At 45.6% G+C, this 15,022-nt stretch carries 11 protein-coding genes; 8 read left to right on the top strand and 3 right to left on the bottom strand.

Features of this window, described 5'->3' with window-relative positions; all coding sequences use genetic code 11:
• Positions 1-160 precede the first annotated feature (160 nt).
• Both CHA6605_RS26860 and CHA6605_RS26855 read right to left on the bottom strand, forming a co-directional pair.
• Positions 161-1,645 (bottom strand): Hpt domain-containing protein, encoded by a 1,485-nt coding sequence (locus CHA6605_RS26860; RefSeq protein WP_015162521.1) that lies wholly within the window; start codon positions 1,643-1,645, stop codon positions 161-163.
• A gap of 123 nt (positions 1,646-1,768) precedes the next feature.
• Positions 1,769-3,004 (bottom strand): response regulator, encoded by a 1,236-nt coding sequence (locus CHA6605_RS26855; protein ID WP_015162520.1) that lies wholly within the window; start codon positions 3,002-3,004, stop codon positions 1,769-1,771.
• 259 nt (positions 3,005-3,263) lie between these two features.
• On the opposite strand from CHA6605_RS26855, the gene CHA6605_RS26850 reads away from it, so the two are divergent.
• The 8 genes from CHA6605_RS26850 (at position 3,264) to gpmI (ending at position 13,641) form a co-directional block, all read left to right on the top strand.
• Positions 3,264-5,873 (top strand): transglycosylase domain-containing protein, encoded by a 2,610-nt coding sequence (locus tag CHA6605_RS26850; protein ID WP_015162519.1) that lies wholly within the window; start codon positions 3,264-3,266, stop codon positions 5,871-5,873.
• 176 nt (positions 5,874-6,049) lie between these two features.
• Entirely contained in the window at positions 6,050-6,850 is an 801-nt protein-coding gene (locus CHA6605_RS26845) for a PD-(D/E)XK nuclease family protein (RefSeq protein ID WP_015162518.1), read from the top strand.
• 219 nt (positions 6,851-7,069) lie between these two features.
• Positions 7,070-7,702, top strand: coding sequence for a hypothetical protein (locus CHA6605_RS26840; RefSeq protein WP_015162517.1), 633 nt, complete (start codon positions 7,070-7,072; stop codon positions 7,700-7,702).
• 251 nt (positions 7,703-7,953) lie between these two features.
• Positions 7,954-8,403, top strand: coding sequence for an AAA family ATPase (locus CHA6605_RS26835; RefSeq protein WP_015162516.1), 450 nt, complete (start codon positions 7,954-7,956; stop codon positions 8,401-8,403).
• The gene (locus CHA6605_RS26830) at positions 8,393-9,160 is read left to right on the top strand and encodes a tRNA(His) guanylyltransferase Thg1 family protein (RefSeq protein ID WP_015162515.1); all 768 of its coding nucleotides are present in this window, start codon (positions 8,393-8,395) and stop codon (positions 9,158-9,160) included. Before CHA6605_RS26835 ends, CHA6605_RS26830 begins: the two co-directional genes overlap by 11 nt.
• Positions 9,161-9,303: 143 nt before the next feature.
• Positions 9,304-9,678, top strand: coding sequence for a hypothetical protein (locus CHA6605_RS26825; protein WP_157260113.1), 375 nt, complete (start codon positions 9,304-9,306; stop codon positions 9,676-9,678).
• Between the two features lie 449 nt (positions 9,679-10,127).
• The gene (locus CHA6605_RS26820; protein WP_015162513.1) at positions 10,128-11,849 is read left to right on the top strand and encodes a serine protease; all 1,722 of its coding nucleotides are present in this window, start codon (positions 10,128-10,130) and stop codon (positions 11,847-11,849) included.
• 193 nt (positions 11,850-12,042) lie between these two features.
• Positions 12,043-13,641, top strand: a complete 1,599-nt coding sequence (gene gpmI / locus CHA6605_RS26815; protein ID WP_015162512.1) for a 2,3-bisphosphoglycerate-independent phosphoglycerate mutase — start codon at positions 12,043-12,045, stop codon at positions 13,639-13,641.
• Positions 13,642-14,036: 395 nt separating this feature from the next.
• Here gpmI and CHA6605_RS26810 read toward each other — a convergent pair whose 3' ends face one another.
• Positions 14,037-14,963, bottom strand: a complete 927-nt coding sequence (locus CHA6605_RS26810; RefSeq protein WP_015162511.1) for a LolA family protein — start codon at positions 14,961-14,963, stop codon at positions 14,037-14,039.
• Between the last annotated feature and the right edge of the window lie 59 nt (positions 14,964-15,022).

Below are 15,022 nucleotides of genomic sequence, written 5' to 3'. Positions count from 1 at the left end.
GGTGGCTAGGGTCAAAGGATCGATCTTGGCTGGCTACCCCCGGCAACCGTCGAGTGCGATCGCATTGCGAGATCTCATAAAAATAGTATTCTGCGATACTTTTATTATGCCCAGCAATTTATGATGATTTTGTATTGCTATCGATCGATGTAGTTGTTTACTAATGATTCTTACCAAAATCTAGTTGACCCCAGATTTCGGTCAAGAGCAGATCTTCGCTAGGATTCGGCTCAGAATTCTTGAGCCAGTGGTGGGGAAGAATAATGCGATCGATCCAGCCGCGTTCGTTGGCAGTAACTGGAGATCCTTGCTTGTAAGTATTTACAGTAGTTTGCAAACCCAACCGTAACTCAGTCAAAAATTCTGGAGTTAATTGTGGGTGTGGTTCGGTACCAGCTAAATATTTAGCTACAGCAAATACGACTTGATAGATACAACACTGACGATAGAGATAAAGACTATCTCGATCGCTCGATGGACTTAAGGCTTTTAATAATAGGCCGATCCAGTGATGGATATAATCTAAATCTGTTAATCCTTCAGTCATAACTAATATTTCTAGATTTAACTGAGCTGGAAGTGCTTGAATCTCGTGTCGGAACCAATCCCAGCACAAGCGAACGATGCGATCGAATAGATGCTGATTGTCGGTACTAAATTGATTGCGCTTGCGAAATCTGTCGCTTATCAAAAATGCTTGGAATTCCTTCAATTCGGCTTCTCTGGGGTCGATAACTTCAGTTTCGATCGATAGGTCGGCTTGAGGTATATCTGCCCATGTTTCGCTATTTTCAGCTAGTCGATCGAGATCGGGAGCAGCAGTATCAACTAAAATTCGATCGCTTGCTAAAGCAGTACTTTGGGCTAGTTTTTCTAGAGCGGGAGAAATGGTTCCGCCGATAGTTCGATCGCCTGCGAGGACGTCACTTTGCGCTTGTTGGAGATCGATTAGAGCAAGCAGTGCAATATCGCTCACTCGATCGGGATGATTGGTAATTGCGGCCAAAATTGCCTGATTGATGGCCAAGAAACCAGGGAGTTCAAAAGATTCTGCCAAACTAATGCAAATGTCGGCAACGCTGTGGAGACACTGGGTAATCAGATCTGGATCGTGAGTGGCAATCGTTGTAACAACTTCGTCAATTTGCTCTTGAATTGTCGTTTCAAAAATTGAAGCAACAATATCAAAGCCTAATTCGATCGCTGTCGGTAGGGCAATTTCTGTTTCACTCCAATCGCCTAATTTTTCTTTTAATTGTTCGATGGTTGCTGTCATCCGCTCGACGATCGCGCTTTCATCAATTTCTCTACTCTCACCAGTAGCAACATGGGCAGTTAAGCATTCAGATAATCCTGAATATCCATCTAAAAGTAAAGTTTGAATCGATACATCTATTTCTACGTCTAGATCGTAAAAAACTCGCGTGACATCTTCAAAATTGTGTGCGATCCGCTCGATCGTCGTCAACCCGACATTGGCTGCTGCACCTTTGAGCGTATGTAACGCCCGCATTAGGTTATGGACTTTAGCTGTAGTGTGTTCGTTAGGTAAAGTGAGAATTTCTTGCTCGATAACGTGGAGTAATTCTGGAGCCTCCGCTAAAAAGTAACTATAAGCCTGTGCTTGAATTTGTGAGTCATTCATGACGGTAATTGATAATTGATAATTGATAATTGATAATTAGCGATCGGTTGTTATAATAAATATTCGTTGGTTATCGATCTAAACATTGAGAATTTAATTTGCCAATGAGCATCTGGATCGGAATTAGTTTCTTGAAGAGGCAGTGCCGATGTATTTTTCAAGCGAAGAAATAATTGTATATTCAGTGATTGGTTTGCAGGTAAATTCTGACGCACCGACTACTTTAGAACGCACGCGATCGAGCAATCCGTCTTTACCTGTTAAAATTACGATTGGCGTGTTAGCCAAAGCTGAAATTCGACGAATTTGGCCGCAAATTTCATAACCATTAACTTTGGGCATAATTAAATCTAGAAAAATTAGATCTGGCTTATTTTCTAGTAATCTTGGTAAAGCTTGCGTTGCATCTTGAATTGCAATAAATCGATAACCAGCATCGGTAACGATCGCTCTCATACTTTCACAAACATGAGGATTATCATCGATACAAATCACTAATTTAGATTGGATGGTTTTATGCTGTAGCGATGGTGTCCGAGAGATCGATCGCTCTGGCAAAACTTTATTAACAAGCTGGGGCGACTTGAGATCTGGTAGATCGATTAATTCGATGATGCCAGTCTGAATATAACGAGTCAGAGAGCGCGTTAGTAATAACAAATCTTCATCGATTTCGACGGCAATTTCTCGCAGCGTCCGTTTGCCAGTAATCACCTGCACCAAATTTTGATAAATAATCGGCGTAGTTTGGCGATAGAGTTGGACGGGATGTCTGATAACTGGGGTTTTATGCGGGGAAATATTCCCTAATTTCTGAGTATTCCACTCTTGCCACATTACTTCAGCTTGAGCGATGACTTCTTCGGTATTAATTGTAATTGGCGGTCGCTCGATAAAGATTTCGGACTGCGATCGAAAGTTTAACTTTTGGCCTTGACTGTACTGCAACAAGTCAAAAATTGTCTCCCGCGCGGCGATCGTCAAAATATTGGTCAGCTCGGAAGTTTTAATTTCGGCTAACATCATTAGAGCCAGCGCGCCTTGGTATTGCCAGCAAACTTCGCGCCCTTGCTCGAATCCCGGCCAAGGATGATGATTGGCAGCCTGAAATAATAAGTCGAGTCCAACATGCTCGTAGCCGATCTCAGCACGCAGCAGTCGCTGCCAAATGCGATTGGGCTGGGTGCGATCGATACTCCAGGCAATCTGCCCTTGATAGAAGACAATTTCCCATGCTTGGCCCGACGCCACCGTAATATCTACAGCACCAGTAAATTCTCCCCAACTTAGATACTGAAATCTCCCGATCGCATTCCGTTGTGGGTCAGCCGCAGTTAAATAGTGAAGATCGTTGTTCATTTAGGCCAGAAAATGGGATAGTCAATGCAGTTAGATTCGGATCGGCATTCGTTGGTAGGAAATATCTACACCCCACGCCAATTGTGTATTTAACAATTAGGATGTCTAGTATAATTGTGAAGATCGATCTCCAGAGTCTTCATTAGTATTCCCCAGGAATCGCTCAGTACGCTATCATTCTCAATTAACATTAGCGATCTAGAACGGCAACCGCTATTGGATAGTATTTACGACTGCCAGATTTACATTAGGAGTTGATGTGTTGAACTTATTCGCCAGGTTAAAGGAACTGTCCGCTAAATTGCCGCTGGCTGGGGCCGCAAAACCTCGTGACGATCGTCAACAATTAGCTGGTAGTAATGATTTTGAGCATTCTCGCGTACCTGCGATCGATCCGGATTCTGGCTCGCTGGGTGTCAATAACACCGCTAGAGAAATTGCCAACAATTTATATCCTGCTAAAGCTGCTACCCACTCACCAACCGCAGATGAGGATAAAGCTAATTCTTCAATGGCTCCGTCCCCACCAACCGATCGAGCTGTCAAGTCCCCAGCCCAACGTAAAGCTAAACAACTGGCAACAGCAGTAGGTAAAACCGCAACCACTATCGGCACCACGGTGGGGCGAGTCGGGACAGTCGTCGCCAAACCATTTAAAGGGCCAAAACCCCTACACAAAAATCGCCTGTTTTGGGCTGGCTCTACTCTGGGAGTGGGCATGTTAGCTCTAGGTGGCGCGTGGCTATTTGTCGATCGCAGTGTCAGCCAGTATGCCCCCGCCGATGCCCTCAGCTACGTGCGTCCGGGGACGATTACCATTAAAGGTTTAGACGGGAGTATTCTGCTGCAAACGGGCAATGCTACCCGCGAGACGCTCAAAATTTGGCAAATACCCGACAAACTCAAAAAAGCCTTCGTCGCGATCGAAGATCGTCGCTTCTACGAGCACGACGGCGTGGACTATAAAGGGGTCACCCGCGCCCTCGTCCAAAACGTCACCTCCAAAAACTTGGTCGAAGGAGCCAGTAGCATCAACCAACAGTTGGCGCGGATGGTTTATCTCAACCAAGAACGCAGTTTCTGGCGCAAACTCCGCGAAGTGCGCCTCGCCCAAAGATTGACCGACGGACTCACCAAAGACCAGATTCTCGAACGCTACCTCAATCTGGTGTATTTGGGTGAAGGTACTTATGGAGTAGCCGATTCGGCTTGGGTCTATTTTAGTAAAACCGTAGACCAACTGACGCTCGCTGAAATGGCCACCCTCGCCGCAATGCCGCCAGCACCCAATAAATACTCCCCCTTTGTCAATCCCAACTTTGCCAAGCAACGCCGCAACCTGGTGATCGATCGGATGTTGGAAGCTAAATTTATCACTGCTGCTGAAGCCAAAGCCGCAAAAGCAGAGCCACTCAAGACCAAACGCAGCCCGATCAAACGCGAACTACAAGAAGCCCGATATTTTACTAAATATATCGAGCAAGAACTACCCAAGTACATCTCTGCTAAAGCCATCAAAGCAGGCGGCTTGACTGTCGAAACCACTCTCAATCCAGAGTGGCAAAACAAAGCTGAAGAAATCGTCAACTCCACCGTCAGAAATAATCGCGGCTCCTTCGGGCAAGCTGCCATGGTAAGTATCGATCCCCGCACGGGCGGGATTCGATCGATGGTGGGCGGTACCGACTTTGAAACCCACCAATTCAACCGCGTCACCCAAGCCAAACGCCAACCCGGATCGACCTTCAAACCGATCGTCTATGCTACCGCGATCGCTGGTGGCATCAGCCCGAATAAATCCTACCTCGATGCGCCGTTTGACGTTGATGGTTATAAGCCCAAAAATGCGGGTAAAAAATTCAGAGGCTACATCACGATGCACGATGCACTGATTAATTCAATCAACATCATCGCCATCAAAATCCTGCTCGATACGGGCTGGGAACCCGTCATCGATAATGCCAAAAAAATGGGCATCGAATCCAAACTCGAACCTTTTTATTCCTTGGCGTTAGGTGGATTGGAAGTCAACTTGCTAGAGATAACTGGTGCTTATTCTACCTTTGCCGCACGGGGAATTCACAACCCCGTCCATGGCATCACCAGAGTCATCAACCAAAAAGGCGAAGTTATCTATTACAACAAACCCCAACCCACCAAAGTCTTTGAACCCGATACTAATGCAATTATGACCTGGATGATGAGGGGAGTCGTCAATGAAGGAACGGCTACCTCAGCCCAAATCGGTCGTCCAGTAGCGGGTAAAACCGGAACTACCGATAAAGAACGGGATCTCTGGTTCATCGGCTTTGTGCCCCAATTAGTTACTGGCGTCTGGCTGGGTAACGATAACAACCGACCCACGGGTAATGCTAGTAGTACTGCCGCCTACGCCTGGTCGCGGTTTATGAAAGTTGCCGTCAAAGATTTTCCCTCCCAAGACTTCCCCGCTCGTCCCGACAATCTTAGCAGACGCAAACCCGAACTCAAACTCGACCCAATTAAGCCTCGCTATCGGCGCGATCTCCCCATGCCTAAAGATGGCGAGCGCGTTGATGACGATAACAGAACTAATTCTGAAGACCGTCCCCGTCGTCGCCGTCGCCGTTTCGAGGAGACAACAACAACAAATAACAGCTCTAGTTCTCAAGAAAGTCCCCGTCGCCGCCGTCGCCGTTTGGCAGAAGCTAGCACTAGCAATAATACTACCACTACTAATACTAGTAACAGTTCGGAAGAAAGTCCCCGTCGCCGCCGTCGCCGTTCGGCAGAAGCTAGCACTAGCAATAATACTACCACTACTAATACTAGTAACAGTTCGGAAGAAAGTCCCCGTCGCCGCCGTCGCCGTCGTTCCAGCGAGCAGTAGGCTTCAGGTTTTAGGCAGAAAGTAGCGGTTCGGTAGAGGGTAATGGGCAGCGTCGCCGCCTTGTTGACCAGTAGAGGACGATCGATCGTAGTCTTACCCGTTGTCCATTAACCAACCCATTACTTATTCCATTACTCATTCCATTACCCAACCATCTACCCATTCACTCCCCGTTCATGGACTTTGCCAGCTATCATCTATGGTCGCAGTTTGAGCCTGCGCTGGGTTGGGAAGATACACATTGTCAGATGCAACGGGGATGGCGAGCAATTCAAACCCTCGCCCGCGATCGATCGCCCAAAGTAGCATTTACTGAGACAATTTGGCAAAAAGTCGGCAAATTAGCCCAAGCCGGAATATATGAATTCCATCAACAGCCACTACTGCTAAAACACCCGCGCGGCTGCGAACGAGTTGCCGATCGATTGTATTTGTATTATGAAATTGCCACCGTGCGCGATCGAGTGATGCAGATTCTCCGGCAATATCAGGCCGATCCGTGGTTGCTCGATCGCGATATTCTCCTTCTCAATCGCGGTGATGAGCCAATTCCATCACCGATCGAAATTGCAGTTGGGGGCGAAGGGTTTCAACTGCTGGCGGCTTTTGACTGTATTATTCGATCCAGTCCTCACCAAATTCAGATTATCGATTTCAAAACCGGACTGGCAGATCCCGACTTCCGGCAAGCGGAGGTATATTTGTTAGCCTGTAGCTATCTATACCCCGATTGTGAGGCGGTGGCTTATTTTTATAATTTAGAGACCATGACTAGCTCCGAACTAGTCACCGCCACTCCCGATCGATTAATGAAAATCGCACGTAAATTAGCCCAAATTGCTAAGTTACACCAACAACAACTCCAAGAATACCAACTCAATCCCGATTGCTTCGATCGCTTATTTCCTCCCCATCCCGGTACTCACTGTCGCGCTTGTGCCTTTAACTATTACTGTGCGTATGCAGTAGGGAGTTAGGAGCGGGGAGCGGGGAGCGGGGGACTGGGAGCTAGTTATATTTACCCTAAAGCCTAAAGCCTAAAGCCTAAAGCCTAAAACATAAAGCCTAAAGCCTAAAGCCCAAAGCCTATCCCCACGATGTCACACCAACACCTCAATAACCGACCGATAGCTGGGTACCATAACTAATAATCGCGCTCGACAGGTGTCAATTAGTAATTGTCAACTGGTTTATATATGTCTCTCCAGTACCTTCAACCATTTCAAGTCGATCCCAATCGGATCGAGCGTAAAGAGATTGCTAACTTGGTCAGCAAAGTTAGCAGTAATAGTAAAGCTAGTGAAATTCACGGATTATTCGATCTGAACATTTCTCTATGTGCTTACTTACTCAATTCTTATATTAAATATGATGATATTTACTTTTTATCGGTTAATTTAATTTCAAATCCAGATAATCGTCCTGACTATCTTTGTGGTTGCTACCATCAGCAAAGAGGAATCAGTTGGTATGCAATTGTTTTTGCTGGGCCTCAAGAGCAGACTTGGGATGAAGATCTACAATTAACGCCAGCCGCAAAATCTGCATTCGATCGACTAAATTATTGTACGAGTAATTTAGATAAGATCTTAGTTGATAGTCAATTAGCTGAAGAAGTCGATCCAGAGCAGATTTATGGATTACTAATAATCGGTCAAGACAAAGATTTTTTTCACGATCGTAAGAAACAAGAACGCAAACGTGATATTAATAAAAAATCACCAATTAAACTCAGAACCTATGGAGCTTTTTCGAGAAACTTTCATAAAGAAAAGAGCACCAGTTGGTTGAATACACCAGTTACCGATCTATTGACTCGATTCAGATAAGCGGTGATTTTCATACAAGCTAGTAGTCTACGGCATAAATAAGGTTACTATTTTGCGGGGAGCGATGCGCGAAAAGTCTGGTTTCCCGACGGGTTAGCGCGTCAGCGGCTCGCAGCCGGGAGGTTTCCTCCCGGATTATGCGAGACAAGACAAGACAAGACAGCGGGGAAAGAAATGGTTGGTTAATTTCTGTCGCATAGTACTAGTATCCTTCAAGAAGAGGTAACTATCAATTATCAACTATATAACTGATGCAAGCGATCGTATTTATTGGTATCCAAGCTTGTGGCAAGTCCACCTTTTATTATCACAAATTTGGACTGACTCACGTCCGGATTAATCTAGATATGCTCAAAACTAGGCATCGCGAACAGCGGATGTTGGAGACCTGTTTAGAGATTCAACAATCATTCGTCATCGACAATACTAATCCAACAAAACTCGACAGGCAGCGATATATCGAGCCAGCCAAACAACATAAATTTAAGATTATCGGCTATTATTTTGAGTCGCGAGTTCGAGATGCGATCGAGCGAAATAGTCAACGTCCAGTCGCACAACAGATTCCTGACAAAGGAATTGCCGGAACTGCCAAAAGATTGGAATTACCGAGTTATAATGAAGGTTTTGACGAACTATATTACGTAAAATTATTACCGGAGCTGCAATTTGCAGTGGAGCCGTGGCAAGATGAAGTTTGACGAACTAGATACAAAAATGCGGGTGTTTGAAACCACCAACGATCTTTATGTGCTACCGGGGATATTTATGGTAGCCAGAGTCGATGGACGCGGTTTTACGCGCCTGACAAAGGAGACATGTAAATTTGAAGCACCCTTCGATCCGATGTTTCGCGATGCGATGGTTGCTACCCTCCAACACTTAATGCAGTGTGGCTTTAAGGTGGTGTATGGCTACACCGAGAGCGATGAAATCTCGCTACTATTGCATCCAGAAGACGTGACATTCGATCGCAAATTACGCAAACTCAATTCGGTATTAGCTGGCGAAGCTAGTGCCAAACTTTCGACGGTGCTAGGTACGGTAGCCGCCTTCGATTGTCGGATCTCGCAGTTACCAAATATCGAACTAGTCGTCGATTATTTTCGCTGGCGCAATGAAGACGCTCATCGCAATGCTTTGAACGCTCATTGTTATTGGATGCTGCGCAAACAAGGTAAGAGCGGGAGATCTGCCAATAGCCAAATCGAACATCTCTTAAAGTCGGAGAAAAACGAGCTATTATTCCAAAATGGAATTAATTTCAACGATTTACCATTATGGCAAAAGCGCGGCGTTGGCTGCTATTGGGAAACCTATATGAAAGAAGGTTTCAATCCGATCGCTAATCAACAGGTATTTACCGAACGCCAGCGGATTAAGGTAGATCTAGAATTACCAATGCAGGATAAATATAGTGATTTCATTCGTAACTTAGTCGATTCAATTCAACTCTGATGTTTATTAAATCAATAATATCTAAAATATATGTGGCGGGCAGTTTTCCCCTATGTTCTGCCATCTAGGAGTTAAGCTTCTCATGTAAAGTTTATATGTTTATTATCAATGATTAGGGGCGTATGATGTGTATGGATGAAAACATGAACTCAGAACAATTAGATAAGCTAGGTAAGTTTCTTGTCGAACATATTAGAGATTTTAATATCGATAGTTTTGATGAATTAGTTGCTAACAGTTATGCTCCTTTCTTTGGTCGCAAACTCAGAAGAAAGGTTGATGAGAATTTCACACAAGAACAATTAGCGATCGTCAGAAAAATAATTACTTATTGTATAGATGATACCATAGCAGAGCTACTATATAATTTAGATAAAAATAATTGTAAATCTGACATTTCTATCTGTATAGACGATCGAACTGTAGCTGAAAATGGCGATCGTCTGCGAATGGAACTTTATAATGATGAAGGCTGGATCGCAAGGTTTAGTAAGCACCATGAAGAAGAGGATGTTTGAAAGATAAAAAGCGATCGAACCTAAGCTCTCTACTAGAGGTAAGCGAGATACCAATACTGTTTGACTGTCTAACCAAACAGCGGTTGAAACCGCCGCTAGTGTTGCAAAGTTCGTGTAGGCGGACTGAAACTAGAGCAAATATTCACTTAACCGAAAAGTATCGATCGAGATGACCTGTCCATTGATTGGGCATATTCATATCCTCAGAGTAACGCCAGAGATGACAGTGCCGAAGCTGCAATTACTTGGGTAAATAAATCATGGCATTCATCCTGATAAATTTGTCGTGCCAACTTAAAACAAGCCTAACTTCTACGGCTCGATAGCTACCAAAGTTACGAGATAGATCGATAACGGTAGTTTTTAAAAACAAGATGAAGATTGCTTGTTTTTTCGATCGAACAGATTAATGTTAGATAACAACTTACTCGATCCCGACCTAACTTAATATGGATAAATATTGGCAATTACTAGGATTACCGATCGCGGGCATAATTTTGGCAGCTAATGCACCTGCTTGGGGCTTATCCGCCAGCCAAGTCGCGCAAGTAGCTAAGGCGGTAACTGTCGAAATTAAGACGCCAAACTCGGTTGGATCTGGTGTATTAGTAGCTAAAAATTCTCAAGGATACACGGTACTTACCGCCGCTCATGTGGTGCGCGACGAGCAACAATATCAACTGGTTGCGCCCGACGGACGTAAGTATGGGATCGATCGATCGAAAATCAAAATCTTACCTGGTGCTGACTTGGCGTTGGTATCATTTGTGAGCACACAAGCTTATCGTACCGTCAAAGTCAGACAAGCTAATGCAATCGCCGAAGGTTCGACGGTGTATGTCGGGGGTTTTCCCTTGACTACTCAGACAATTAGCAAACCGTTGTTTAATTTTACAGAAGGGCGGGTGACGGCGAGTAGCAAGCAGCCGTTACAAAATGGTTATGGGTTGGTGTATACCAACTTGACTTTACCAGGGATGAGCGGTGGTAGTGTCTTAAACGACCGGGGCGAATTGATTGCTATTCACGGGCGCGGGGATGTCGAAAAAAGCACCACGGCTTCTACACTCAACCCTAACGTGAGAGTGAAAACTGGCTTTAACTTGGGCATTTTGGCAAGTGTATTCGTACCATTAGCTACTCAGACTGGCGTGAAAATGGAGGTGGCTACTGCTAACAATAAAACTATCGATCTCGGTGGCGATGCGTTGGTAAGTGCGACTGTCAAATTGCAGTCCGGCGATTATCAGGGCGCGTTAGCCGAGTTAAATCGCGCGATTGCGGCTAATCCCAAAAAGGCGGCGGCATATTATATGCGATCGAATGTCCATCAAATGTTAGGCGATCGCCCCCAAGTTTTGGCAGATTTAAATAAAGCGATCGAGTTAGATACCAAGAATGCCAGTGCTTATTATCTGCGTGGCAATATCTTATATGCCAATCAAGACTATAAAGGGGCTGCGGCAGATTTCGATCGAACTATTGCGATCGACCCCAAGTATACTCAAGCTTACTTGCTACGAGCAATTACCGCGCAGGTACAGGGCGATTTACCAGGGGCACAAGCTGCTTATACCAAAATGATTGCCGCCGATCCCCAAAATACTTTGGCTTATAACAATCGAGCGGGGGTGCGGGTGCAGCTCAATAATTTTCCAGGCGCGATCGAGGATTTTTCGGAAGTAATTAAGATCGCGCCAGAAACTACTAGTGCTTACGATAGTCGAGCGAATTTTCGTAAAGCTACAGGCGATATCGCTGGTGCGATCGCCGATTACACCAAAATTATTCAGATTAGCCCGAATAATCTGCGCGCTTATTCATACCGAGCAGCAATTTATCAGGAGCGCAAAGAGTGGACGCTGGCACTCAAAGACTATGCCAGTATGTTAAAAATCAATCCCAATGAAACTGAAGCCTACAGCGAACAGTTGAAGATTTATCGACAGCTCAAAGATTTTCGAGGAGTTGTTAATGCTTTGGATGGACTGGTGCGGCTCAATCCCAATCAAGGCTATTATTTAGCCGATCGTGCTGAAGCTAAGTTAGAGCTGAAAGATCGGGCGGGCGCGATCGCCGATTATCGTAAATCGATCGAACTATACCGCCAACAAGGAGACACCTCGCAGGTAGAGCGATTGACTCAAGAGTTGCGGAAGCTGGGTGGGTAGGTGAGTGTTTTTTACTCCCCACCCTCTCCTTACAAATTTAGCTCCGATCGAAAATTATCGTAATCTACCTGCAAACTGTTTGTCAGTAGACATTTCAGAAATCTGAGGCAGTGTTTCGAGCAGAATGAGGTGGCGAATAACTGCTATGATAAACACGATCTTATTCTTAACAACAAAAAGGCTAAAGAATAATATGGCGCAGGCACCTGTAGCTCCGGTGGTGCTAGTAATTCTAGACGGTTGGGGATACCGTCCAGATATCCACGGCAATGCGATCGCGCAAGCCAACACACCAAATGTTGATAGCCTCTGGGCTGCTTATCCACACACACTCATCGATACATCGGGACGAGCGGTAGGGTTGCCAGACGGACAGATGGGCAATTCGGAAGTCGGACATCTCAATATCGGCGCGGGGAGAATCGTCCCGCAGGAATTAGTGCGGATTTCGGATGCCGTCAAAGATGGCAGTATCTTAACAAATCCGGCTCTGGTCAAAGTTTGTGAAGATGTCAAACAGCGTCAGAGCAAACTACATCTCTTAGGACTTTGCTCGGATGGGGGCGTTCATTCCCATCTCGATCACTTAATCGGGTTATTGCAGTTAGCCCACAGCCAAAATATTCAAGACGTCTGCATTCATGTGATTACTGACGGACGCGATACCGATCCGCGCGATGGATTGCTTGCCGTCCAGAAAATTGAAGACGCGATTGCCGAAATTGGCGTTGGTAGGATCGTGACGATCGGCGGTCGTTATTATGCACTCGATCGCGATCGGCGTTGGGATCGAGTCAAGCTAGCTTACGATGTGATGACCGAAGCTGGACCAGGCAGCGGCAAAACTGCTACTGAAGTCCTAACCGATAGCTATGCCGAAGACAAAACCGACGAATTTATTACCCCAACGAGAATCGCTCCAGGCGCGATCGAATCTGGCGATGGAGTCATTTTCTTTAATTTCCGCCCCGATCGGTCTAGGCAGCTCGCTAGTGCCCTGGTAGAGCCGACTTTTACGGGTTTTATTCGATCGCAAATTACCCCCCTGACATTTGCAACTTTTACCCAATACGATTCAACGCTACCAGTACTCGTAGCATTTGAACCGCAACAGCTCCAAAATTTATTGGGAGAAGTACTTGCCGATCGCGGTTTGCGGCAGTTTCGAGTCGCCGAAACCGAGAAATATGCCCACGTCACCTACTTCTTTAACGGCGGACGAGAAGAACCGCTTCCTGGCGAAGATCGAGAATTGATTCCCAGTCCGCAGGTGAGTACTTACGATCGGGCACCCTCAATGTCTGCGGATCTAGTTACCGATACCGTTCTAGCCGCATTAGCCAAACAGATCTACACGCTAATCGTCGTCAACTATGCTAACCCCGATATGGTCGGACATACCGGAAAAATGTCCCCGACGATTACAGCGATCGAAACGGTAGATGCTTGTCTGGGTAAGCTACTCGAAGGTGTCGGCAAGGTCGGCGGGACGACCATCATTACCGCCGATCATGGCAATGCCGAATACATGTGTGATGAAGATGGCAATCCTTGGACGGCACATACTACCAGTCAAGTCCCCTTGATTTTAGTCGAAGGCGAACGCCGCCAATTACCAGGACATGGCAACGATGTCACCTTACGCACTGATGGTAAATTAGCCGACTTAGCTCCCACGATTCTAGAGATTCTCCAGATCCCCCAACCTGTCGAAATGACAGGAAAATCGATGGTAGTGCCCACCTTGGTAGAGTTCCAATCGACACGATCGCCCATGCGGGTGGGAGTGTAAGCTTGAAACATGCGATCGTGCAAGTCTAATCCTTACACGGAGGTATATTAAGGAGTGATGCGTAGTCCCTTTTTTACTCCACCCTTTGATATGCTCAGGAGTTACCCCAGTTCTTCCCTTAGAGGATGTCTGAAAACTCAATTCCGTTAAGCTTAAACCCTAGAAAATCCCCCCCTTAAAAAGGGGGGAACCAGACTCTTAGTCCCCCTTTTTAAGGGGGATTTAGCGGCGCATCGAACGGGAGGTTCCCTCCCGTTTGTGTGCGACAAGACAGGGGGATTTACCCACTGCAAACGAAGCAATTAGACTTTTCAGACATCCTCTTAGAAAGGAGGGAGCCAGACAAGCAAGTGCGATCGACATCGTTGATGTCGATCGCGGAATCTTGGGGTTATTTAACGACCGATGAGATCGATATCTAGAGATTTAACTTTTTTGCTACCCTTTGGTGGCGAAAATTTGAATAGAGAATTAGCGATCGTCGGTTGAGAATTGCGATCGATAATTTTCTCAGTGAGTGTAAAGTTCGTGCCACCATCCTTGGCATCGAGTTTACCAGTAAACTCAATCTGTCTGATAATTCCGGTTTGAGGATTGACTAAACTATTAAATGACCAGTTCTCAGTCTTATTTTCATAAGAGTAAGCGTATAACTCTTGTCCCTCTAATTGTCGTCTACTCCCTTGTAAATCTTTGATTTGTTCTTTAGGTAGCGAAGTTAAAAAACTTGGGCTAACGGCCAAAGCTGCATTGATTTCCCGACGATTGGATTCGGTAACGCTTAAAAAGAAGATGGTTGATAAACCGACTAAATATGAATAGGGTTGTGCTTGAAATTTGGCGAGAGTAGTCTGAGCGTATTGACGACGATCGGGTCGATAAATCCAGACTTTGCTACCATTAGAAACGATCGTATAACTAGCTGTCGGTGGTTGACCTGGTTGGGCAAAAGTTAGTTCCGATCGAAACTCACCACTAGTTTTGGCGACTGTTTTGGAGCGAGCATAAATCTCGACATCCCCATCTTTACCTTGCAATTTCATCACAATTTGGGACTCGGTTCTCGCTTTATTAGTTTGTAAAAACGCACCCAGAACTTTACCCAACAATGTCAAATCTGGCTCGGTTGCTGTCGTTGGCAAAGGAGCGGTAGAAGGTTGCGGCGCAACTGAAGGCTGGGGCGAGACTGACGGTTTTGGTTGTGGCTGAGATGAGGGTGGCGTTGACGAGTCTGGTGTTGCGGGTGGAAGTTGAGCTTGCAAAGTGTGAGTCACAACCATCGGTGCTGTCAGGATGAGAGTTCCGAGCAAGAATTTAAACATGTTAATTTCGCGGGCAGTTAATTTGAGCTTGGGCTACAGATCTCGGATTATGCTAATTT

Source organism: Chamaesiphon minutus PCC 6605 (assembly GCF_000317145.1).
GTDB lineage: Bacteria > Cyanobacteriota > Cyanobacteriia > Cyanobacteriales > Chamaesiphonaceae > Chamaesiphon > Chamaesiphon minutus.
The sequence above is the reverse complement of the archived record's forward strand: the minus strand, read 5'-3'. Positions and strand labels throughout refer to the sequence as shown.

Bases quoted from the DNA above. Each gene is read 5' to 3' on its own strand.
- CHA6605_RS26810 (WP_015162511.1), bottom strand. From the start codon at position 14,963: ATGTTTAAATTCTTGCTCGGAACTCTCATCCTGACAGCACCGATGGTT.
- CHA6605_RS26845 (WP_015162518.1), top strand. From the start codon at position 6,050: ATGGACTTTGCCAGCTATCATCTATGGTCGCAGTTTGAGCCTGCGCTG.
- CHA6605_RS26860 (WP_015162521.1), bottom strand. From the start codon at position 1,645: ATGAATGACTCACAAATTCAAGCACAGGCTTATAGTTACTTTTTAGCG.
- CHA6605_RS26820 (WP_015162513.1), top strand. From the start codon at position 10,128: ATGGATAAATATTGGCAATTACTAGGATTACCGATCGCGGGCATAATT.
- CHA6605_RS26840 (WP_015162517.1), top strand. From the start codon at position 7,070: ATGTCTCTCCAGTACCTTCAACCATTTCAAGTCGATCCCAATCGGATC.
- CHA6605_RS26835 (WP_015162516.1), top strand. From the start codon at position 7,954: ATGCAAGCGATCGTATTTATTGGTATCCAAGCTTGTGGCAAGTCCACC.
- CHA6605_RS26855 (WP_015162520.1), bottom strand. From the start codon at position 3,004: ATGAACAACGATCTTCACTATTTAACTGCGGCTGACCCACAACGGAAT.
- gpmI (WP_015162512.1), top strand. From the start codon at position 12,043: ATGGCGCAGGCACCTGTAGCTCCGGTGGTGCTAGTAATTCTAGACGGT.
- CHA6605_RS26830 (WP_015162515.1), top strand. From the start codon at position 8,393: ATGAAGTTTGACGAACTAGATACAAAAATGCGGGTGTTTGAAACCACC.
- CHA6605_RS26825 (WP_157260113.1), top strand. From the start codon at position 9,304: ATGAACTCAGAACAATTAGATAAGCTAGGTAAGTTTCTTGTCGAACAT.